This window comes from Amycolatopsis sp. NPDC054798 (assembly GCF_053611505.1).
On the sequence record NZ_JBSHAM010000013.1, the window covers coordinates 132,648 to 153,290 of the forward strand.

The 20,643-nt window shown below is 69.7% G+C and carries 20 protein-coding genes; 10 read left to right on the plus strand and 10 right to left on the minus strand.

Going from position 1 to position 20,643, the window contains the following annotated elements:
* Positions 1-35: 35 nt before the first annotated feature.
* From ectB to ACWGIC_RS11725, 4 genes are all read left to right on the plus strand, one after another.
* A complete protein-coding gene (gene ectB, locus ACWGIC_RS11710; protein WP_452075845.1) occupies positions 36-1,286 on the plus strand; it encodes a diaminobutyrate--2-oxoglutarate transaminase in 1,251 nt (416 codons plus the stop codon).
* A 31-nt stretch (positions 1,287-1,317) separates the two neighbouring features.
* Positions 1,318-1,710, plus strand: a complete 393-nt coding sequence (locus ACWGIC_RS11715) for an ectoine synthase (protein WP_037807993.1) — start codon at positions 1,318-1,320, stop codon at positions 1,708-1,710.
* A 63-nt stretch (positions 1,711-1,773) separates the two neighbouring features.
* Positions 1,774-2,676 (plus strand): ectoine hydroxylase, encoded by a 903-nt coding sequence (thpD, locus tag ACWGIC_RS11720; protein ID WP_452075846.1) that lies wholly within the window; start codon positions 1,774-1,776, stop codon positions 2,674-2,676.
* A 362-nt stretch (positions 2,677-3,038) separates the two neighbouring features.
* A complete protein-coding gene (locus ACWGIC_RS11725; RefSeq protein ID WP_452075847.1) occupies positions 3,039-5,792 on the plus strand; it encodes a BTAD domain-containing putative transcriptional regulator in 2,754 nt (917 codons plus the stop codon).
* A 442-nt stretch (positions 5,793-6,234) separates the two neighbouring features.
* Here the strand turns inward: ACWGIC_RS11725 and ACWGIC_RS11730 are convergent, their stop codons facing one another.
* From ACWGIC_RS11730 to ACWGIC_RS11755, 6 genes are all read right to left on the minus strand, one after another.
* Positions 6,235-6,915, minus strand: a complete 681-nt coding sequence (locus ACWGIC_RS11730; protein WP_452075848.1) for a hypothetical protein — start codon at positions 6,913-6,915, stop codon at positions 6,235-6,237.
* 290 nt (positions 6,916-7,205) lie between these two features.
* A complete protein-coding gene (locus tag ACWGIC_RS11735) occupies positions 7,206-8,090 on the minus strand; it encodes a hypothetical protein (RefSeq protein WP_037809292.1) in 885 nt (294 codons plus the stop codon).
* Positions 8,087-8,563 (minus strand): DUF6932 family protein, encoded by a 477-nt coding sequence (locus tag ACWGIC_RS11740; RefSeq protein WP_452075849.1) that lies wholly within the window; start codon positions 8,561-8,563, stop codon positions 8,087-8,089. Before ACWGIC_RS11740 ends, ACWGIC_RS11735 begins: the two co-directional genes overlap by 4 nt.
* Before the next feature lie 71 nt (positions 8,564-8,634).
* A complete protein-coding gene (locus ACWGIC_RS11745) occupies positions 8,635-9,087 on the minus strand; it encodes a LapA family protein (protein WP_452075850.1) in 453 nt (150 codons plus the stop codon).
* A 6-nt stretch (positions 9,088-9,093) separates the two neighbouring features.
* The gene (locus ACWGIC_RS11750) at positions 9,094-9,810 is read right to left on the minus strand and encodes an OmpA family protein (RefSeq protein WP_452075851.1); all 717 of its coding nucleotides are present in this window, start codon (positions 9,808-9,810) and stop codon (positions 9,094-9,096) included.
* Positions 9,811-9,958: 148 nt separating this feature from the next.
* Positions 9,959-10,777 (minus strand): SGNH/GDSL hydrolase family protein, encoded by an 819-nt coding sequence (locus ACWGIC_RS11755; RefSeq protein ID WP_452075852.1) that lies wholly within the window; start codon positions 10,775-10,777, stop codon positions 9,959-9,961.
* 276 nt (positions 10,778-11,053) lie between these two features.
* Between ACWGIC_RS11755 and ACWGIC_RS11760 the strand changes: the two genes are divergently transcribed.
* Positions 11,054-11,737, plus strand: a complete 684-nt coding sequence (locus tag ACWGIC_RS11760) for a DUF3159 domain-containing protein (RefSeq protein ID WP_452075853.1) — start codon at positions 11,054-11,056, stop codon at positions 11,735-11,737.
* Between the two features lie 90 nt (positions 11,738-11,827).
* On the opposite strand, the gene ACWGIC_RS11765 is transcribed toward ACWGIC_RS11760, so the two are convergent.
* Entirely contained in the window at positions 11,828-12,790 is a 963-nt protein-coding gene (locus tag ACWGIC_RS11765; RefSeq protein WP_452075854.1) for an N-acetylglucosamine kinase, read from the minus strand.
* On the minus strand, positions 12,787-13,830 hold the full coding sequence (locus ACWGIC_RS11770; RefSeq protein ID WP_452075855.1) for an SIS domain-containing protein: 1,044 nt from the start codon (positions 13,828-13,830) through the stop codon (positions 12,787-12,789). Before ACWGIC_RS11770 ends, ACWGIC_RS11765 begins: the two co-directional genes overlap by 4 nt.
* A 154-nt stretch (positions 13,831-13,984) precedes the next feature.
* Here ACWGIC_RS11770 and ACWGIC_RS11775 point away from each other — a divergent pair, with 154 nt between their 5' ends.
* From ACWGIC_RS11775 to ACWGIC_RS11785, 3 genes are read left to right on the plus strand one after another with little or no spacing between them, the layout of a single operon-like run.
* Positions 13,985-14,734 (plus strand): GntR family transcriptional regulator, encoded by a 750-nt coding sequence (locus ACWGIC_RS11775; protein WP_009084055.1) that lies wholly within the window; start codon positions 13,985-13,987, stop codon positions 14,732-14,734.
* A 4-nt stretch (positions 14,735-14,738) separates the two neighbouring features.
* A complete protein-coding gene (locus ACWGIC_RS11780) occupies positions 14,739-16,238 on the plus strand; it encodes an MFS transporter (protein ID WP_452075856.1) in 1,500 nt (499 codons plus the stop codon).
* Between the two features lie 14 nt (positions 16,239-16,252).
* Positions 16,253-17,023, plus strand: a complete 771-nt coding sequence (locus ACWGIC_RS11785) for an NAD(P)-binding domain-containing protein (RefSeq protein ID WP_452075866.1) — start codon at positions 16,253-16,255, stop codon at positions 17,021-17,023.
* Here the strand turns inward: ACWGIC_RS11785 and ACWGIC_RS11790 are convergent.
* Positions 17,000-17,431 carry a MarR family winged helix-turn-helix transcriptional regulator gene (locus tag ACWGIC_RS11790; protein WP_452075857.1) on the minus strand — a complete coding sequence of 144 codons (432 nt, stop codon included), beginning with the start codon at positions 17,429-17,431 and terminating at the stop codon, positions 17,000-17,002. The two genes, ACWGIC_RS11785 and ACWGIC_RS11790, sit on opposite strands and share 24 nt — an antisense overlap.
* Before the next feature lie 87 nt (positions 17,432-17,518).
* Here ACWGIC_RS11790 and ACWGIC_RS11795 point away from each other — a divergent pair, with 87 nt between their 5' ends.
* On the plus strand, positions 17,519-18,208 hold the full coding sequence (locus ACWGIC_RS11795) for an SDR family NAD(P)-dependent oxidoreductase (RefSeq protein WP_452075858.1): 690 nt from the start codon (positions 17,519-17,521) through the stop codon (positions 18,206-18,208).
* A 100-nt stretch (positions 18,209-18,308) separates the two neighbouring features.
* On the opposite strand, the gene ACWGIC_RS11800 is transcribed toward ACWGIC_RS11795, so the two are convergent.
* Positions 18,309-19,253, minus strand: a complete 945-nt coding sequence (locus tag ACWGIC_RS11800) for a threonine ammonia-lyase (protein WP_452075859.1) — start codon at positions 19,251-19,253, stop codon at positions 18,309-18,311.
* Between the two features lie 155 nt (positions 19,254-19,408).
* Here ACWGIC_RS11800 and ACWGIC_RS11805 point away from each other — a divergent pair, with 155 nt between their 5' ends.
* Positions 19,409-20,218, plus strand: coding sequence for a hypothetical protein (locus tag ACWGIC_RS11805; protein ID WP_452075860.1), 810 nt, complete (start codon positions 19,409-19,411; stop codon positions 20,216-20,218).
* The last annotated feature ends 425 nt before the right edge of the window (positions 20,219-20,643 follow it).

A 20,643-nucleotide genomic window follows, 5' to 3' on the forward strand; every position in this document is an offset into this window, starting at 1 on the left:
GTCAATTTCGCCGAGTAGGAGCGAAAGAAATCGTCATGAGCATCTTCGAAGAGCTCGAATCAGAAGTCCGCAGTTACAGCCGGGGATGGCCGGTCGTCTTCGACCGGGCGCAGGGCAGCAGGCTCTACAGCGAGGACGGCAAGCCCTACCTCGACTTCTTCGCCGGTGCCGGTGCGCTGAACTACGGGCACAACAACCCGCATCTCAAAAAGGCGCTGATCGACTACATCCAGCGCGACGGCGTCACGCACGCGCTGGACATGTACACCGTCGCGAAGCGGGACTTCCTGGAGACCTTCCGGGAGAAGATCCTCGCGCCGCGCGAGCTGGACTACAAGATCGTCTTCCCCGGCCCCGGCGGCGCGAACGCCGTGGAGGCCGCGCTGAAGCTGGCGCGCAAGGTGACCGGCAAGGAATCGGTCATCAACTTCACCAACGCGTTCCACGGCATGACGCTCGGCGCGCTGTCGGTCACCGGCAACTCGATGAAGCGCGGCGCCGCGGGCATCCCGCTGGTGCACGCCACGCCGATGCCCTACGACAAGTACTTCGACGGCGCGATGCCGGACTTCATGTACTTCGAGAAGCTGCTCGAAGACTCCGGCAGCGGCCTGAACGAGCCCGCCGCGGTGATCGTCGAGGGCGTGCAGGGCGAGGGCGGCATCAACGCCGCGCGCCTGGAATGGCTCAAGGGCCTCGACGACCTGTGCAAGCGGCACAACATCCTGCTGATCCTCGACGACGTGCAGATGGGCTGCGGCCGCACCGGCCCGTTCTTCAGCTTCGAGGACGCCGGCATCTCGCCGGACATCGTCTGCCTGTCGAAGTCGATCGGCGGCTACGGCCTCCCGATGGCGCTCACGCTGATCAAACCGGAGCTGGACGTCTGGGAGCCGGGCGAGCACAACGGCACCTTCCGCGGCATCAGCCCGGCGTTCGTCACCGCGACCGAGGCGCTGCGCGTCTACTGGAGCGACGACGAGCTGGAGAAGTCCACCAAGGCCAAGGGCGAGCGCATCGCGAGCACCTTCAAGGACCTCGTGGAGACCTACCCGGAGGCGAACCTCTCCGCGAAGGGCCGCGGTCTGGCGCGCGGTCTCGAGTTCGCCAGCGGCGAGCTGGCAGGCGCGGTCTGCAAGGAAGCCTTCGAGCGCGGCCTGCTGATGGAGACGTCCGGCCCGGACGGCGAAGTGATGAAGCTGCTGCCGCCGCTTACCCTGACCGACGACGAGCTGAGCGAAGGCCTCGCGATCATCACCGAGTCCGTCGCCGCCGTGCTCAAGTAACCACCCCGAAGAACAAGAAGGAGCCCCTCACTTGCTGGTCCGCACGCTCGACGAGATCACCGACACCGACGCTGACATCAAGACCCCGAACTGGCGCAGCAAGCGCATCATCCTCGCGAAGGAGGGCGTCGGCTTCTCGGTGCACGAGACGACGCTGTACGCGGGCACAGTGAACGACTTCTGGTACGCCAACCACATCGAGGCCGTTTTCATCACTTCCGGTGAAGGCGAGATCGAAGACCTCGCCACCGGTGAGGTGCACCAGCTCAAGCCGGGGACGCTGTACCTGCTGAACGACCACGACAAGCACCAGGTCCGGCCGAAGACCGAGATCAAGTGCGTGTGCGTGTTCAACCCGCCGGTCACCGGCCGCGAGGTGCACGACGAGAACGGGGTCTACCCGCTCGTCACCGAAGACTCCTGACACTGAGCCACTCCCACCACCCCGAGAAAGAAGAAACGCCAGAAGAACTGGAGGCGAGCCACTGTGACGATCATGGACACCCGGGTCGACGACGGTTACCCGACCCGGATCACCGGTACGCCGGAGCACCTTCCGCGCGTGCACCCCACCGTGTGGGGTACCGAGGCTGACGGCCCGATCGACGCGGCGACCCTGGCGAACCACGACGCCAAGGGCTACACCGTCGTCGAAGGGCTGCTCTCGCCCGGTGAGGTCCAGACGTACTGGCAGGAGGTCGTCCGGCTGTCGTCGGACGAGAAGCTGCGCGACGACGAGCGCGTCATCACCGAGGCACGCACCGGCGAGGTCCGCTCGATCTTCGACGTGCACGAGATCTCCGGCCTGATCGCCGAGCTGGTGCGCGATCCTCGCGTGCTCGACCGGGCGCGGCAGATCCTCGGCTCCGACGTCTACATCCACCAGAGCCGGATCAACTACATGCCGGGCTTCAAGGGCACCGGCTTCTACTGGCATTCCGATTTCGAGACCTGGCACGCGGAGGACGGCATGCCGTCGCCGCGTGCGGTGAGCTGCTCGATCGCGCTCACCGACAACTACCCGTACAACGGCGGGCTCATGGTCATGCCGGGTTCGCAGCGCACGTTCGTGCAGTGCGTCGGAGAGACCCCGGACGCCAACTACAAGAGCTCGCTCAAGGACCAGCGGGTGGGGGTGCCGTCGCCGGACGACATCACCAAGCTCGCCGCCGACTGCGGCATCGAGCAGTTCACCGGCTCGGCCGGTTCGGCGCTGTGGTTCGACTCGAACATCATGCACGGGTCGTCGAACAACATTACGCCGTATCCGCGCTCGAACATCTTCCTGGTGTTCAACAGCGTGGAGAACGCGCTGCAGCCGCCGTTCGCGGCGAGCGAGCCGCGGCCGTCGTTCATCGCGGGCCGCGACACCACGCCGATCACGCGGTGACCAGCATTACCTTCGCGAACCGGCGGGTCGCTCGTAACGAGGGATGTGCGCCCTGTTACGTTATCGCCACCTCGCAGTTCGGCTGCGGAGGCACGGTTGTCCGCAGCGGTCCGGGTTCTTGCTCGGGGTGAGCCCCCCGAGCCGCCGGTGGACGGCCACGAAAGACGGGTGGACCGCGCCCCCTGGCGGCCCGGCCGACGATCATTGAGTCCGGCCCCGCACCATCAGATCGGGACTGATGGTGCGGGGCCGGACTCGTCTGTTCAGGGGCCGAATTTCACGAAAGGGCGGTTTCTGCGGGCTGCCGCTGACGGTAAGTTGGCCTGTCTGGCTGGGGGTGAGCCTGGGAGGTGCGCGCGAGCATGGCCGATGGCGGCGCGCGGGTCGAACTGCTCGGCCCGGTGCGGCTGCTCGACGGCAGCCGTGCGGTTCCTGTCGGCGGCCCCGGGGTGCGGGGGCTGCTGGCGCTGCTCGCGCTGCGCGTGGGCAAGGTGGTGCCGCTCGAGGAGATCATCGACGCGCTGTGGGGCCACGATCCGCCCGCCACCGCCCGCACCATCGTGCACGGCAACGTGTCGCAGCTGCGCAGGCTGCTGCGGGAAATGGCCGATCCGGTCGCCGAGATCAGCACCCGCCCGCCCGGGTACCAGCTTTCCCTCGCTCCGGAGCGGATCGACGCGCATCGCGCGCGGGCGCTGCTGGACCAGGCCGCGCTGGAGTCGCCGGAGAGCGCCTCGAAGCTGCTCGCCGAAGCGCTCGCGCTGTGGCAGGGACCGACGCTCTCCGGAGTGCCCGATTCGGTGCGTGCGCCCGAATTGGACGAGTTGCGGCACGCGATCCGGTACGCCCGGGTCAATGCCGATCTCGACCTCGGCCGGTACGACGAGCTGATCGTAGAGCTGAGCCCGATCGTGCAGGCCGATCCGCTCGCCGAACGTGTCGCCAGCCAGTTGATGCGCGCGCTCTACCACGCCGGGCGACGCGGCGAAGCGCTAGAGCTGTACCGCACCGTCTCGCGGGCCACGCTCGGCTCGCTCGGCGTCGAACCCGGTGCCGACCTGCGTTCGCTGCACGAACGGGTGCTCAACGACGATCTCGCCGCGCACGAGAGCGCGGCGCCGGAGCTGGCCGTCGCGCCGTCTCAGCTGCCGCCCGCACTGCCTACGCTGGCTGGTCGCGAGGCGGAGGTGGAGTGGCTCGACGGGCTCGCGGAACGCGGCGACAGCACGGTGATCGTGTCCGGCACCGCCGGGGTCGGCAAGAGCGCGCTGGTCATCTGGTGGGCGCATCGCGCGGCCCGCTTGTTTCCGGACGGGGTCCTGTACGCGGCGCTGCAAGGATTCGACTCCCGGCACGCGCCGCTGGAACCCGGCGATCTGCTGTCGCAGTTCCTGCTCGGGCTGGGCGTGCCCGCCGACGAGGTGCCGGAGCAGGTGCACGAACGCGTCGCGCTGTACCGCTCGCTGATCGCCGGACGGCGGATGCTCGTGCTGCTCGACGACGCGCGTTCGGCCGAACAGGTGAGGCCGTTGCTGCCGCCGGGCGCGCGTTCGATGACGGTGGTGACCAGCCGGTCGCGGCTGGAGGCGCTGGCGGTGTCCCACGCGGCGAAACTGCGCGTGCTCGGCACGCTCGCGCCGGAGGCCGCGGTGAGCGTGATCGAGGAACTCGCCGGGCCCGCGGACTTCGACCTCAACCACGCGTTGGCCCGGCTGTGCGGCTATCTGCCGCTGGCGCTGCGGATCGCCGGGGCCAAACTCGCCGCGAGTCCACAATGGACGCTCAAGGATCTCGTCGGCGAGCTGGGAAACGAACGCACCCGGCTGGCCGGACTCGACGTGACCGGAGGCGACGACGGCGTGCGGGCCGCGTTCGACGTCTCGTTCCGCGGCCTGCCCGACGGGCTCGCCCGCACGCTGCTGCGGCTGGGCGCGGTGCCCGCCCGGCACACCGGGCCGCACCTGACGGCCGCCATCGCGGAGATCCCGGTGGAGCAGGCCCGCCGCGAACTTCGCACGCTGGCCGCGCACAACCTGATCGCCGAAATCTCGCGCGACGCCTTCGCCCCGCACGACCTGGTCCGGCTGTATCTGCGGGAACTGGCGGAAACCGAACTCGACCCGGCGGAGCGCGCCGCGGTGCTCGACCGGGCGATCCGCTACCACCAGGCCGCCTCGGACACCGCGCGGCGGAAGATGCTGCGCATCGTCGACCCGCTCGACCTCACCGGCCTGGTACCGGCGGACGCGCTGCCGCCGCTGGAAACCTTCGCCCAGGCACAGGACTGGTTCGCCGCGGAATGGCCGAACCTGCTGGCGGTGCTGGACGCCGCGCACGCCGACGGCCGCTACGCCGACGTCTGGCGGCTCGCCAGGGTCGCGCACACCTACCGGGTCGTCTGCCCGCTGTACGAGGAGTGGATCCGGCTGGTCGACCTCGGCCTCGCCGCCGCGGAGGCCGCGGACGAACCGCTCGGGCAGTGCTGGATGCTGATCTCCCGCTGCGCCATCGCGCTCACCTTCGAGCTGTCCCAGGGCAGCATCGCCGACGCCGAACGCGCGGTCGGGCTGGCCACCGGGCTCGACGGCCGCTCGCTCATCGTCGCCAAAATCCACCTCGGCAGCGTGCTGACCCTGCTCGGCCGCTACACCGAGGCGATCGAACGGCTGCTGGAGGCGGTCGCGGAAACCGAACGCACCGGCGACCTCGAACTGCGCGGCCAGGCACTCAACAACTGCGCCGAGACGGAAAAGCGCGCCGGCCGTCCGGCCGAGGCGATCACGCACCAGCTGGCGTCGCTGAAAATCGACCGCGAACTCGGCGACGACAGCTATGCCGTGGTGTCCCTGAACAACCTCGCCGAACTGCATCTGGGAATCGGCGACCTGGAAGCCGCCGAACGCTACGCGCGGGAAGCCATTTCGCTGGCGGTCGCGCGGCAGTTCGAACTGCAGGAGGGGATCCTGCGGGTGACCTTGGCGCGGATTCTGCGCGGCCAGGAACGGCTGAACCCGGCGCGGGAGCAGTACCGGCGGGCGATCGCGTTGTACGAGCGGATGAACCCCCGGCAGGTCGAGGACTTGCGGAAGGAAGCGGCCGACCTGGGGACTCCGTAGTCCTCGCCGCTACGGCCCGCGACTCCGCGCTCCGGAGCGAGCGGCGGCATCTGGCGCGCAGGCAGCTGGGCGAGGCGATTCGCCCGGAAGACCGCGGACGTCGTCCTCCGGTCGCGTCGGCCCGGAGAGGCTGCCGGTTGGGCAAGGAAGCGGCCTGCCCGCGGTGAGCGGGCAGTCGGCAAGCCCGGCTCTTGTACAACGTTCAGCTGTGTTTTCGCAGGTCGACGTGGTAATAATCGCGCCCGCTTAGCGGATTCTTAGCCATTGGGCGGTCAGCGCGCGTAGGGTCGGCCGCGACGCTGGCGGAGCCCTAGGGGAGGGGCAGGCTGTGAAGCCGGCGACGGGACCGCGGCAGTACCGCGCGGACCTGGAAGAGCCGCCAGGAGCGGTTCGGTGGCGGTTGGCCGGCCGAGATGGGGGTAGGCCGGCCGGCCGCCAGGCTCTAGTCGACGTTCGCGGTGCAGAGCGCGATCGAGCTGCCGCTGCTCTCGGCGACCTTCTTCCCGTCGACGAGGATCTGACAGCTGATCTGGTTGGTCACGCTCGCGTTGGCGGTGTCCGCGGTGAGCGACAGGATCGGCGTGCCGCCGTCGTAGGAGCCGTGCCCGTGCCAGTCGTCGGTGCTCGGCGGGGTGGACGCGGTGCGCTGGTCGTTCAGCGTGCCGTAGCGGACCGTCGCGCCGCCCGCCGAGGTCACCACGAAGTCGACCGAATGCTTCTCGCCCGGCTGCGGCGGGATGTGCAGTTCGCCCGCTCGCGCGGTGCCGAACATCGACGGGTACAGCAGCATCGCGCCGCACAGCAGGGCGGCCAGTGCGGAAAGCGCGGTCCCGGTGAGAGCGACGCCCAATCCGCGCATTGTGCCCTTGGAGGAAAGTACGATTCCCGCAATTCCGGCGGCGAGCCCGACGCCGGCGAGCGGCCAGGCGAGGAAACCCCAATCCGCCAGGAAAGCGACCCCGGCCGCGCCCAGTCCGAGAGTGACCGCGAGCCCGCCGGGCCAGTTCGCCTGTCGCCGGGACGGCTCCTGCTGGGTCGGACTGAGCGGACGGGGCGGACCAGGGCGAGTAGTGGTCCGGCTGTGTCGCGCGGGTGCGGCCGGATACGGCTGCTCGGTCGTCATGCGTGCCTCTTCCGACTGGGTTGGCGACGACGCTAACGCAGATGTACGCGTAGTTGGAATAATCGTTATCGAGTGACAATGTCATCCATTTACCGCGTCCGGCCAATCGGGGTCATTTCCCGCCGGATTGCGCGAAGCGGCGCCATTTACTGGCCGAAAAAGGCAGCGGGATGATTCCGAAGAGCGACCGTGCGATTACCCGGCGGCCTCGCCCGCGGCCAGCGGGAAGTCCGTGAGGGGAACCCTGAGGGAATCAGCGTCTGTGAAGGTTCCCTTCACGGACGCGCCATTCACTGGTCGAAAAGATTGACTTCCGGAGTGATCTCGAGCAGTTCGTGCACCGGCCTGCCGCGCCTGCCGTCGATGGTCGTGGTGCGCACTACGCGCAACCGCGCGGTCACCGGGCGATCGAGATTTTCTTTGATCTGGTCGAGCAGATCCGGGGCGACCGCGCCCTGAATGGTTCCGCCGGATTCCCGCTCCAGGTAGAAAATCCGCCGCCGGGTGCGCACCCCGTCGAGGCGTCCGGTCACCGTCTCGTAGCCGACCGCCTCGCGGGATTCGCGCAGGCTGCCCTGCAGCACCCGAGCCTGTTCGGTGGTCATGCTCCGGGTCACCTGCTCGCCCGCGGTGGGCGTGAGCGCCATCCCGATGCCGGCGTGCTTGCTGACCGCGTTGACGACATCGCTGACCGCGTTGCGCACCGTGTCTCGCTGCAGCAGCACCGCGTCGAGCGCGCCGTCGTCGGAACCGTTGGCGGGCAGGAAATCGCAGAGTTCCTTCACCGCGCGCTCGGACAGCGTTTCGATGCCGTCGTGGATCAGCGCGTCGTCGACCGCCGGTTCCGGGAAACCGAAGAAGATCGCGTTGCCCGCCTGTCCTTTTTGGATCAGCGGGGCCTTGTCCCGGTCCGCCTGCTGGACGAAGGTGACCTCGTTCGACGGATTGCGGATGATGTGGCCGATCTTCGCCGTCGCGTCCTGAAGCGCGCGGCTGATGTCGGAAAAGGTGTACGCGTCGATGTGCGTTTCGCCGATCACCGACACGTGCAGCAGCGGCGCGCGGCAGGTGCGCTCGAACTTCGCGTTCGCCGCCATCGCCGAGGCGCGGGCGAGGTCGTCCAGCCACGTGCCGCCGGGGATCTCGTCCGCGATCCGCCGGAACTCGTTCCTCACCACACCATCTCCGGGATGCCTCTGCCGCCTTCGGCCCACACCGATTCCCACACGTCCTCGTCGCCGGGACGGCACAGGAAGCCGTCGAGCATGCCGCCGACCGGCTGGATCTGGTCGAGGTACATCGCGGGCTGCCCGACGATGATGCCGCGCAGCGTCAGCAGCCCGTACAGCGCGGTGCGGCCGCTGTCGTCAAGCCGCTTCAACGCGCCCCACTCGTCCGGCAGCAGCACCACGTCGAGCCCGCGCGGCGGATGCGCCGTGCGGGTGACGAACGCGCCGCCGAGCCAGGCCCGCCCGGACGTGATCACCCGCTGGGCGACCCCGAGGTAGCTGTTGAGCGCGCTGAAGAGGATCTCGCGCTCGTTCTGGTGCGGCGCGTCGTAGACCAGCCGCTCGTAGATGTCGGCGAGGTCGGCGTGGTGGCGGCCGGGCGGGAGCAGGTTCTGTGGCGTCCAGTGCGGAAGCGCCATCGGACCTCCTGACGTCGTCCGGGGCCCTCGGCGCCCGCTTACCGTGCGTAGCCGAATCTACCAGGTGGGTGTCAGCCACTGCGTCCAGGTCGGCGGGGCGCGGGTTCGTCGTCGTGCGGCCAGTGCGGACCGCGCTGGTCTTCCTCGGGCCAGCTCAGTTCGCCGGACAGCCGCGGCTCGGGATCGGGCAGCGCATGCCCGGCCGGGCTCGGCACCGGAGGACGGCCGTTGTACGGCTCGTCCGGGTCGACTTCCGGATAGTCGTTGTAGACGCGCTCAGGCTGGTCGTCGTAGTGCGGGTACGCCGGTTCCTCGTAATCCTCGTAGTCCTCGTACGGATTCGCCGGCGGGATGTGCCGGGTTTCCTCGGCGGGAGCCTCCACCGGAGCGGCCGCGGCCCGGTACGGCTCGGGCTCGGCGTCGTCCTTCGGCCGGGACGTCCGCGTGAACAGCCACATGACCGCCGCCCCGAGCAGGAACGAGACGAGCAGCCACAGCCAGATCTGCCCGAAGAGCCAGAGCATCCGCCATCACCTCTGTTCCACTGTGATCTCGACCCGCCGGTCGCTGTCGCCCCCGTTGTCCGCTCCGCCCGTGCTCGCCACCGCGAGCAGCCGGTCGGGCGGCACGTCCTCGCGGATCAGCAACCGGATCACGGTCAGCGCCCGGTTGCGGGAAAGCTTCAGCGCGGCGCTGCGTCCGCCCGGACCGTCGGCGACCCGGCCGACGAGGCGGTAGCGCAGGTTGTCCGGCGCGTCGCGCAGCAGCGGCGCGAGATCGCGCGCGGCCTTCTCGCCTTCGTCGGTGAGGCGTGCGGTGTCCGGTTCGAAAGTGATCGGCGCGGCCGCGAGCCTGCGGTCCACTTCGGCCTGGATCCCGTCGCGGTCGGCAGGCGGCGCGGAAGGCGTGGCGGACGGGCTCGGCGGCGGGCTGGACGGAGGCGCCGACGGTTCGGGCGAGGGCGAGGGCGACGGTGCGGGTTGCACCGGCCCGGCTCCACCCGACGCTTGCGCGGACTCGACCCCGTCGACTCCCTGCACGATGCCCAGCGCGCGGCCGGCTTCCTCGGCCGGGAACCCTTCGAGCGTCGCCTGCCGTCCGGAGAACTTCACGTCGCCGCCGCGAAGACCGGCCGCGTCGAGCGCGGAGCGTGATCGCGCGGCAAGGTCGTCCTGGATCCCGCTGCCCTGGAGCCAGGTGACGAGGCCCGCGAGCAGTGCCGTGACCACCACTGCGACGGGGATCAAACGAAGCCACCCTCGTGCACCGGACATGAAAGGACCATATGCCGGGGCCGTCCGCTTGGCGACCTGGTGACGGCCGCCGTTCGGGTGGCTCTCGCAACAGTGCCGGCACCGGTGGTCACCGGTGCCGGCACTGAAGAGTCAACGGCGCTCAGGAGGCGGTCGCGTTGCCCCGCACGTCGAGCTCGAGAGCCGCCGCGTCGTTCGGCACGAGCGGAGCCAGCTCCGGACGCTTCGGCGACAGACCGTCCCCCATGGACTCGCCGCGCAGCTGGCGGCGGATCCACGGCAGCAGGTGCACCTTGGTCCAGGTGAGGTCGGAACGCCGCGACGTCATCCAGGTGGCGGGCTCGGTGCTGGGCGGGTACGGCTCCCGCCAGTCCTCGGTGACCGGGACACCGAGCACCTCCGCGGTGAGCAGCGCGATCCGGCGGTGCGCGTCCGGCGTGAAGTGCAGCCGGTCGTCGCTCCAGGCGCGCTGGTCGTGCAGCGGCTCCATCGTCCAGAGGTCGACCATCTTCGCGCCGTGCCGGGCCGCGATCGCCCACAGATGCGTGTTGTAGATCGCGACCTTGCCGCGCAGCACGCTCATCACCGACAGCGTCTTGGTGTCCGGCCCGTTGAAGATCACCACCGGGATCCCGGCCGCGCGCAGCTTCGCCACCCCCGCCTCGAAGCGCGCCGCGATGGCGTCGACGTCCGCGCCCGGCACGATCACGTCGTTGCCGCCCGCGCACAGCGTGACCAGGTCGGGCTTGAGCTCCAGCGCGATCGGGAGCTGCTCGTCCATGATCTCGTCGAGCATCTTTCCGCGCAGCGACAGGTTGGCGTACTGGAAGCCGGGCTCGTCGCCCGCCAGCATCTCGGCGAGCCGGTCGGCCCAGCCCCGGAACGTCCCGTCGCCCCGATGGTCGTTGAGCCCCTCGGTGAAGCTGTCCCCGATGGCTACGTAGCTGTTGATCCCGTACACGCTGGGTTCCCCTTTCCCGCTGGTGCGCGCCTGTTCCCCGTGAAGTCCCGGACCTAGTTGTACACCCCAACTAACAGTCGGATATCCCCATATCCTTCCCGCCGGACACGACCGGTTCGCCCGGACGTCACAGTCTCTTACCTTGTCGGGGGTTTGCGCCTCCCTATTACGGGTTTTTCACCGGGACGAACCTCACGATCCACCCCTTACCGGGCACCATGTGGGGTAGGTCTCCCGGCCTGGGGGTCCGCCGCGAGTTGCGGCAGGCTGGAAGCTGTGACAGACGAGACTGCGAAGGGGCCGGCGCGGGAGTCGCTCACGCAGATCCTCGGCGGGCGGCGCGGCGCGATCGACGCCAGCATCCCGCCCGCCGCGTTCGTCGTCGGCTGGCTCGTGTCCGGGCAGTCGATCGCCTGGGGAGCCGGGGTCGCGATCGGCGTCGCCGTGCTGCTGGGCGCGTACCGGCTGCTCCGCGGAGACAAGGCGCGCGCGGTGGTGGTGAGCCTCGCCGCGGTGGTGATCGCCGCGCTGATCGCGATGCACACCGGCCGGGCCGAGGACTTCTTCCTGCTGCAGCTGTTCTCGAACGCGGCGAGCGCGCTGCTGTTCGCGGCGAGCATCGCGGTGCGCTGGCCGTTGCTCGGCGTGATCGTGGGATTGCTGCTCGGCCAGAAGACCCGCTGGCGGCGCGATCCGGCTCTGCTGCGCGCGTACTCGTGGGCGAGCGGCGTGTGGGTGCTGCAGTACTTGCTGCGCGTGGTCGTTTACGGACTGCTGTGGTGGACCGGGCAGGTGGTGGCGCTCGGAGTGGCGCGGACGGTGCTCTCCTGGCCGCTGGTGGCCGCGACTGTCGCGGTGAGCGGCTGGGTCCTCTACCGGAGCCTTCCAGCAGAACACCCGGGCCTTCGCTTGGCGAAAGACCCGGGTGCGGGCGAGTCCGGAACCGGACCCGGAAGTTAAGGCGGCCCCCGGCGAGGGGGGAGGGTCCGGGGGCCGGTTCCTACGGTACCCGGACCGGAGGGGTTGAGTCGACGGTTTCGACTCTTCCACTCAAGTTTTGGTGGCATTCACCCGTCGGGATGGTCTTGGGGTGTCCTCGCCCCACGCCTGCACGGCCGCGAGCCAGGCCGCGCCGAGCACTCCATCGGAGCTGGTCAGAACGTTGAGTTCGGCGAATTCCGCCCGCACGCGGGCCCCGACCGGGCTGTTTTCGGCCAGTACGCTGCCGACGAGCACGATCGGAGTTTTTTCTTCCGGCTCGCGCGTGGCGCGGGCCACCCGCACGAGATGCCGGGCACCGCGCGCGACGATTTCCTCCGCGACGGGCTCGCCAGCGGCGGCCGCGGCACTCACCAACGGGGCGTACCGGGCGAGCCGGACCGGCGGTTCCGCATTGGCATGGGTCACGAGCGCCCACATGACTTTGAAGCGGTCTGACAAGTCCACTGCGGACGGTCCGAACGCTTCGGCGAGGACCGCCTCGGGCAATCCGTCGAGCGGGCTGCCGCCTTCGAGCGCGGCGAGAGTGACGCGCACGGCTTCGCGGCCGAGCCAGAAACCGGAGCCTTCGTCGCCGAGCAGCCAGCCGTGCCCGCCCGCGGTGGCGACCATCCGGCGGCCGCGGATGCGCCCGGCGATCGAGCCGGTGCCCGCGACGAGCACGGTGCCGTCCGGCTCGGCCGTCGCGGACGCGTAGGCCACCTCGGCGTCGCCGGTCACCCGGACCAAGCCGCCGAGTCCGATCCGCTCCCACGCCGCGGCGAACTCCGCGGCGACCGCCGGATCGGACAGCTTGCTCTCGCCCGCCATGCCGACCACGACGCCGAGTACGCCGGCTCGTCCGTCCACTGCGGACTCGATGGCCCCGGCGATCCGGGCCGCGGCTTCCGCGGGCGGGTGCGAGTTGGGGTTCGCACCCGCCGCGGCTCCGGTGCCGAGCACGACGCCGGCGGCATCGATCGCGATCGCTCGCGTCGAGGTGCCGCCGGCGTCCACGCCTACTACGAGACTCACCGGGTCTTGGTCACCTTCAGCAGACCGCGCGGGTTGTCCGGGTTGCCGCCGCGCGCGAGCGACAGCCCGAGCGCGATCCGCTGGATCGGCAGGATTTCCAGCACTGGAGCCAATTCCTCGACGGTCGGGGCGACCGGGATGCGCAGCGCGGCGGGCACGTCCTGGGCCGCCGAACCGACCGCGAGCACGTCCGCGCCGCGCTCGGTGACCGCCTCGAGGACCTCGCGCATGGCCTCGCCGCCGCGGCCGAGGCTGGTGGCGGCGAGCACGGCGGTCTCGCCGTCGACCGCCGCGACCGGGCCGTGCAGCAGGTCCGCGCCGCTGTACGCGCGGGCGGCGAGGTAGCTCGTCTCGGCCAGCTTCAGCGACGCTTCGAGCGCGCTGGCGTAGGAGTAGCCGCGGCCGGTGGTGAGCACGCGGTCGACAAAGCGATAACGGTCCACGGCACGCTGCACGCCTTCCGCGGCGCCGTCGAGCGTCTGCTGGGCCAGTTCGCCGATCTTCTCGGCGTCCTCTCCCTTGCCGCCGCGGATCGCGTCGATAAAGAGGTACAGCGCCATCAGCGTCGCCGAGTACGTCTTGGTCGCCGCGACCGCCTTCTCGACCCCGGCGCCGATGTCCACGCCCAGCTCCGAAGCCGCGCGCAGCGGCGAATCCGGGGTGTTCGTGACGGACACGGTCAGCGCGCCCTGACGGCGGGCGGCCTCGGTGACCTCGATCAAGTCGGGCGAACCGCCGCTCTGGCTGACGGTGATGAACAGCACGTCGCGCAGGTCCGGACGGGCCCCGTACAGCGTCGCGGTGGACGGCGACACGAGCCCGGCGGGCAGGCCGAGGAGTACCTCGATCAGGTATTTCGCGTACAGCGCGCCGTGGTCGCTCGAACCGCGAGCGGCGAGCAGGGCGAACCGCGGCGGGTTCTGTGAAATCTTTTCCGCGACTTCTGCGATGCCGGACCGCCGCTCGACCAGCCCGGCGAGAACGCCGGGCTGCTCCGAGATTTCCGCGGCCATGTGCTCGCCGGGACGTAGTTGGGTCATCACTTTCCTCTCCGCCGGGACGGGGTCCCGGTGTGCTGAGCGGCGTCCGGTCAGGTCTAGACCAATGCTAGCCGGGCGGAGCGGGTCGGGAGAAGGGTACGTTTCCTCACGGGGCAGTGGCGCGTTTAATGTGGGAAGACTGAGGGAGCCGGGCATGCTGGAGACACCCCCCGCGAGCGAGGCGGGGACTGCTGCGCGAGGGCAGCGCGAACCCAAGTACTGGGCGCTGAAGCAGCATTTGCTGGACCTGCTCGACGCACTGCCGCCGGGATCGCCGATCCCGACCGAGCGGGCGCTGGCGGGAGAATTCACCGTTTCGCGCACCACGGTGCGCCAGGCGCTGGCGGATCTCACCGCCGAGGGCAGACTGCACCGCGTCCAGGGCAAGGGCACGTTCGCCGCCGAGCCGAAGCTCGCGCAGCGCCTGCAGCTGTCCTCTTATACCGAGGACATGCGCAAGCAGGGCCTGAAGCCCTCGTCCCAGTTACTGGAACTCGAAGAGCTCCCGGTCGAGGGCGAGATGACCAAGCTGCTGCAGCTGCGCAACGGCGCGAAGATCCTGCGGCTGCGCCGGCTCCGGCTCGCCGACGGCCAGCCGATGGCGCTCGAGACCACGCACCTGCCGCTCGGCCGGTTCCGCGGGCTGCGCAAGCACATCACCGCGGGCGGTTCGCTGTATGCGGTGCTGCGCGAGCATTACGGCGTCGAGCTGGAGCGCGCGGAGGAGACCATCGAGACGTCGCTGGCCGGACCGCAGGAAGCGGAGATCCTCGGCGCGGACGTCGGCATGCCGGTGATGATGCTGACCCGGCATTCGTTCGCCACCGACGGCAAGCCGGTCGAGTTCGCCCGCGCGGTCTATCGCGGCGACCGGTACAAGTTCGTCACCACGCTGCTGCCCTGATCGCGTGACCGCCGCGGGGGACACCGGCATCCGCTGGGGCACGACCGCGGCTCGCGGCGTGCTCTGGACGACCATCCTCGGCTCCGGGATGGCGATGCTCGACGGCACGATCGTGAACGTCGCGCTGCCCAGGATCGGCGAGGAGCTGGGCGCGTCGGTCGCCGGTCTGCAGTGGATTCTCGACGGCTACCTGCTGGCGCTGGCCGCGCTGATCCTGGTCGCCGGGTCGCTCGGCGACCGCTACGGCAGGCGGCGGGTGTACCTGGTCGGCGTGGTGTGGTTCGGCCTCGCGTCCGGGCTGTGCGCGGCGGCGACGTCGACCGAACTGCTCGTGCTGTTCCGCGTGCTGCAGGGGATCGGCGGGGCGCTGCTGACGCCGGGTTCGCTGGCGATCCTGCAGTCGTCGTTCTCGCACGAGGACCGGGCGAGGGCGATCGGCTCGTGGTCCGGGCTCGGCGGGATCGCGGCGGCGGTCGGGCCGCTGCTCGGCGGACTGCTGGTGCAGGCGTGGTCGTGGCGGCTGGCGTTCCTGATCAACCTGCCGCTCGCGGTGGTCGTGTTGCTGATGGCGCGGCGGTTCGTCCCGGAGTCCCGGGACACCGCGGCGACCGGGCATCCGGACTACGTCGCGGCGGCGCTCGGCGCGCTCGGGCTGGCCGGGGTCACCGGGGCGCTGGTCGAGGCGCCGGTGCGCGGGATCGGCGATCCGGTCGTGCTGGTCGCTCTGGTGGTCGGCGTTGCCGGGCTGGGCTTGTTCCTTTGGCTCCAGCATCGCGCTGCCGAACCGCTGGTGCCGCCTTCGCTGTTTCGCGACCGCACCTTCACATTGTCGAACGCGCTGACGTTCGTGGTTTACGCGGCGCTCGGCGGCGTGATGATGCTGCTGGTTCTGCAGCTTCAGGTGTCGCTGGGTTATTCGCCGACATTGGCCGGGCTCGCCGGGCTGCCGATCACGGTGATCATGCTGCTGCTCTCCGGTCGTTCGGGTGCGCTCGCGCAGCGGATCGGACCGCGGTTGCAGCTGGTGGTCGGGCCGATCGTGGTCGGCGTGGGAATGTTGCTGCTGACGCGGGTGGGGCCGGGGTCGTCGTATCTCGGCTCGGTGTTGCCCGCGGTGGTGGTGTTCGGGCTGGGACTGGCCACTGTGGTCGCTCCGGTCACCGCGACCGTGCTGGCCGCCGCGCCGGACCGGTACGCCGGGGTCGCGTCCGGGGTCAACAACGCCATCGCCCGATCGGGTGGACTTCTGGCGGTCGCGGTCTTGCCCGCCGCGGCCGGTTTGACTGGTTCGGCTTATCGGGATCCGGTCGCGCTGACCGCCGGGTGGCAGACGGCGTTGGTGATCTGCGCGGTGCTGGCGATCGCCGGCGGCCTTATCGCGTTGGGAATTCACAACGGGGTGCTCGGCGCCGCCGAAGCGGACGATTCGCCGCATCCCGGGGATTGCCTGCATTGCGGGGTGGAAGGGCCGCCGACGCATGTCCATCCTGGTGAGCGACGCTGATCTTTCTTGGGGGAATTGTGCTGGGGTTTGTCGGTGCCGGGGAGCTGACCGCTGCCATCGTGACCGGGCTCGACGGGAGCCTGCCCGCGGTGTTGTCGCCGCGGAGCCGGGAGATCGGAGCGGCGCTGGCTGCTCGGTACCCGGACGTGCGGGTGTGCGCGAGCAATCAGGAAGTGCTCGACCAGGCGGACACGGTGGTGCTGGCGGTGCGTCCGCCGGTGCTGCGGGACCTGGTGGACGAGCTGACGTTCCGGCCGGAGCACGTGGTGATCAGCGCGGTGGCCGGGGTGCGGACGGATCAGCTGCGCGAGTGGGTCGCACCGGCCTCGCGGGTGGTGCGGTCGATTCCGTTGCCGCAGGCGGTGCAGCGGCAGAGCCTCACCGCGATGTACCCGGAGGACGCCGTCGCGCGGGAGCTGTTCGAGCGAGTCGGCGGGGTGTTGGTACCTCGCGACGAGCCGAGTTTGGAAGCGTTCAGCGCGGCTACGTCCACGTTCGCCGCGCACCTGGATTACTTGGCGACCATTGCCGGGTGGATGGCCTCGCAAGGGGTCGAAGCCGAGGCGGCCTCGGCGTACGTGACCCATGTGTTCGCGCAGATCGGGAAGTCGTTGGCCGGGGGAGGGTCGTTGGATGAGCTGACCACCCGGCATATGACTCCGGGCGGGATCAACGAGCAGTTGCTGACTGCTCTGCGCCGCGACGGGATGCCGGAAATGGTCCGGCAGGGGCTCGACGCGGTGCTGGCTCGGCTGCGCGGGTCAGCCGCGGGATTGGGCGACTAGCCGGGTTTCGATGCCCTGCAGCGCCGCGATCAAGGTGCTGGCCTCTGCCGGCGAGGTCCCGTCGAGCAGCGCGGACCAGGTGTCGCGCAGCCGCTCCAGGTTTTCCGCTGCCTTCGGGGTGGGGTAGAGGCGTACGCGCCGGGCGTCTTCGGGGTCGGTGTCGCGGCGGACCAGTCCCTTCTTCTCCAGGCCGCGGACAGCTCTGCTGACGTTGCTGGAGATCATCTGGGTGGCCTCGGCGGCGGCGTTGACCGTGGTTCCCGGGTGGCGGTCGACGAACCGCATCACCGCTCCTTCCAGCGGCGTTCCCGACTCGGCGTTGGCCTCCTTGGCGGCGTTGATGTGGCGGGCCACCGCGAGGATCAGGTCGGCGAGTTCGAAGAGCTGCACGCGCTGTTCGTCTTCCACGCGGCCAGCCTAACCCATTACCTATCGTTTGACAGGTATCTCATCCGCACCGTAGCTTAGCTATCAAATGATAGCTAAGGAGACGTCATGACCGCAGGCAAGAAAGCCCTGATCATCGGAGCCTCGCGGGGGTTGGGCTACGCGCTGGCCGCCGAGTTCCTCGGTCGCGGCTGGCAGGTCACCGCGACCGAACGCACGCCCTCCGCGCTGCACGAGCTGGCCAGATCGTCCGACGGCAGGCTGACGGTGGAGACCGTCGACATCACGGTGCCTGAGCAAGTCACGGCGCTGCGCGAGCGGCTGGGCCGGTTCGACCTGCTGTTCGTCAACGCCGGAACCAACTACACGACGGACCCCTCGGCGACCTTCGCCGACGTGTCCACCGAGGACTTCGCCCGGGTCATGGTGACCAACGCGCTGAGCCCGATGCGCGTCGTCGAGACCCTGCAAGACCTGGTCCCTGAGACGGGCACCATCGGCGTGATGTCGTCCGGCCAGGGCAGCGTCGCGGACAACACGAACGGCGGTTTCGAGGTCTACCGGGCGAGCAAATCCGCGCTGAACCAGCTCATGCGCAGTTTCGCCGCGCGGCACGCCGACGGCCCGCGCACCCTGCTGCTCATGGCTCCCGGCTGGGTGAAGACAGACCTGGGCGGCCCCCGTGCGCGGCTGACCATCGGCGAGAGCATCCCCGGGGTCGCCGACACGATCGAAGCTTGGGCGGGCAAGGGCGGGCTGCACTATCTGGACCGCCAGGGCCAGACCGTCAACTGGTGACCGGCTTTAGACGCCCCAATGCCACATTGGGTGCGCCAGACGCACCGAATGCCACATTGGGTGCGTGAGATGCACCCAATGTGGCATTCGGGCACTGTGGCTAGACGAGCAGTTCGGCCAGCATCGTGGGATCGATGTTGCCGCCGGACACCACCGCTACCGTCCGGCCACCTGGAAGTTCGTCGGCGTGGTGCAGGTAAGCGGCGGGCGCGGTGGCACCGCTCGGTTCCGTCACTAGGCGGCCCTGCCGGGCGAGGGCCCGGACGGTGTCGCGGATTTCGTCCTCGGTCACGGTGATCACGCCGTCCAGGACGCGCTGGAGGTGCGCGAACGTGAGTTCGGACGGTTGCGCACGCAGGCCGTCGGCGATGGTGCGGGCGCGGTCGGCGATCGGCCAGTCCACGCGTTCGCCCGCGGCGAGGCTGGCCGCGGTGTCGGCGGCCAGTTCCGGTTCGACGCCGTAGACCTTCGCGTTCGGACACTTCGCCTTGATCGCGGTGCCGACGCCGGAGGCGAAACCGCCGCCGCTGACCGGGACGAGCACGGTCTCGACGTCCGGCAGGTCTTGCGCGATCTCCAGTCCGACGGTGCCCTGCCCGGCGATGATGTCCGGGTGGTCGAACGGCGGGATGAGCGTGAGCCCGCGTTCCTCGGCGAGCGCGAGCGCCGCCGATTCCCGTTCCGCGATCGGCACTTCGCGGACTTCCGCGCCCCAGCGGAGGGTGGCTTCGACTTTCAGCCGGGGAGTGACGTCCGGCACCACGATCACCGCGGGAATCCCGAATTCGCGGGCGGCGTACGCGACCGCTTGCGCGTGGTTGCCGCTCGAATACGCGACCACGCCGCGTTTCCGTTCGGCGTCGGTGAGTGCGGAGATCGCGTTGTACGCGCCGCGGATCTTGAACGCGCCGATCGGTTGCAGGCTCTCGGGTTTCACCCAGAATTCGCCGGGAACCCAGAGCTGGCGCAGCAATGGGGTGTGCACCGCGGTGCCCTTCACCCGCTCGGCCGCGGTTTCGATGTCGGAGATCGTCACGAGGTGCATGAGGCGAGTATGTCAGGAAAGTGTGAGCTTTAGTCTATCCATTTTGGACAGTCAACGTGGCGTCCCTCACGCCTGGGCAACGAAGGGAGCACCTCAGACGACTTAACCGTTGAAGAAACAGGAAACAACGGCTGGGAAACGATCAGATCGGAATCATGAGCGAGGAGCAGAAGGAAGCCCCGGAGGACAAGAAGAACATCCGGATGACCTCGGTGCTCGCCGCGGCGCTAGCGGCGGTCACTGCGGCGTTGCTGGGTTCGACGCTTGGGGTAGCGGGAACAGTCATCGGCGCCGGTGTGGCCAGCGTGGTCAGCACCGTCGGCGGCGAGCTGTACCTTCGTTCGCTTCAACGCACCCGCGACGCCGCGAGAAAAGCAATGGAAACGGCCGCCCGACGCAGCCGCAGCGGCCTCCCGCCGGTGCGCGTGCCCGCCGACGACACGGCACGAAAGCCGACCGCCCCCGGCGAGGCCCCGACGGCGTATCTCCCCGCCGACCTGGCGAACATGCCCACGGTCCGGCTGTCCGAACTGCAGCCGACCGAACCGGAGAAGTCCGACAGCCTCGGCGAAAAACTGCGCAAAATGCGGTGGCCCTTGATCATCGCCTCCAGCGCGGCGGCTTTCGTCGTCGCCCTGATCGTCCTGTTCACCATCGACTGGACGACCAAGGGCAGCGTGTCCACCGGCCTGATCCCACGCCAGCCGGACACCAGCCAGCACGAGGACGACCACCGGGACAACACGCCGAGCACCGCCCCGCAGACCCCGCCCTCCGGCGAGTCGCGCTCGAACAACTCGACGTCCACCCCCACCACGACGCCGTCCGCCCCGCCGTCCTCGCAACCGACGCAGCAGACGCGCCCGCCGTCGACGTCCTCGACCCCGACGACGTCCTCGCAGGCCCCCAGCACCAGCCAGAAGACGCCGACCGCCCCCGCAGTCCCGTCAAACGCGAACGAATAACCCACGCCAAAGTGCCGTGAGGGGAACCCTGAGGGAATCAGATTCCCCCAGGGTTCCCCTCACGACCTTCTGCCGTCCGTGAGGGGCCCCTTCACGGACCAGGATTCCCTCAAGGGGCCCTTCACGGCCCGCGCCCGGCCCCGCACCGCGCCCCGCCCGGCCTGCCGCGGTGCGCCCCCAACGTGGCATTGGGTGCATGCGACGCACCCAATGTGGCGTTCGGTGCATCTGACGCACCCAATGCCACATTGGGGCGCAAGCCCCACCCTCCACCCAAACCGCCGCCCGCACACCCAACCCGGCCAGGCACCCAAACCCGCGCGCCCACCCGCCGCCGACAAACCCTCCGAAACCCAGGCAGCCACACCCGGCCCTGCACCCCGATACGAAGCCCAAATGCGGTTCGAGGGGGCTTGTCAAGGCAT

Excerpts from the sequence above, each read along its gene's own strand:
- ACWGIC_RS11775 (WP_009084055.1), top strand. The coding sequence starts at position 13,985 with ATGCTGGAGACACCCCCCGCGAGCGAGGCGGGGACTGCTGCGCGAGGG.
- ectB (WP_452075845.1), top strand. The coding sequence starts at position 36 with ATGAGCATCTTCGAAGAGCTCGAATCAGAAGTCCGCAGTTACAGCCGG.
- ACWGIC_RS11795 (WP_452075858.1), top strand. The coding sequence starts at position 17,519 with ATGACCGCAGGCAAGAAAGCCCTGATCATCGGAGCCTCGCGGGGGTTG.
- ACWGIC_RS11770 (WP_452075855.1), bottom strand. The coding sequence starts at position 13,830 with ATGACCCAACTACGTCCCGGCGAGCACATGGCCGCGGAAATCTCGGAG.
- ACWGIC_RS11740 (WP_452075849.1), bottom strand. The coding sequence starts at position 8,563 with ATGGCGCTTCCGCACTGGACGCCACAGAACCTGCTCCCGCCCGGCCGC.
- ACWGIC_RS11805 (WP_452075860.1), top strand. The coding sequence starts at position 19,409 with ATGAGCGAGGAGCAGAAGGAAGCCCCGGAGGACAAGAAGAACATCCGG.
- ACWGIC_RS11745 (WP_452075850.1), bottom strand. The coding sequence starts at position 9,087 with ATGCTCTGGCTCTTCGGGCAGATCTGGCTGTGGCTGCTCGTCTCGTTC.
- ACWGIC_RS11730 (WP_452075848.1), bottom strand. The coding sequence starts at position 6,915 with ATGACGACCGAGCAGCCGTATCCGGCCGCACCCGCGCGACACAGCCGG.
- ACWGIC_RS11800 (WP_452075859.1), bottom strand. The coding sequence starts at position 19,253 with ATGCACCTCGTGACGATCTCCGACATCGAAACCGCGGCCGAGCGGGTG.
- ACWGIC_RS11725 (WP_452075847.1), top strand. The coding sequence starts at position 3,039 with ATGGCCGATGGCGGCGCGCGGGTCGAACTGCTCGGCCCGGTGCGGCTG.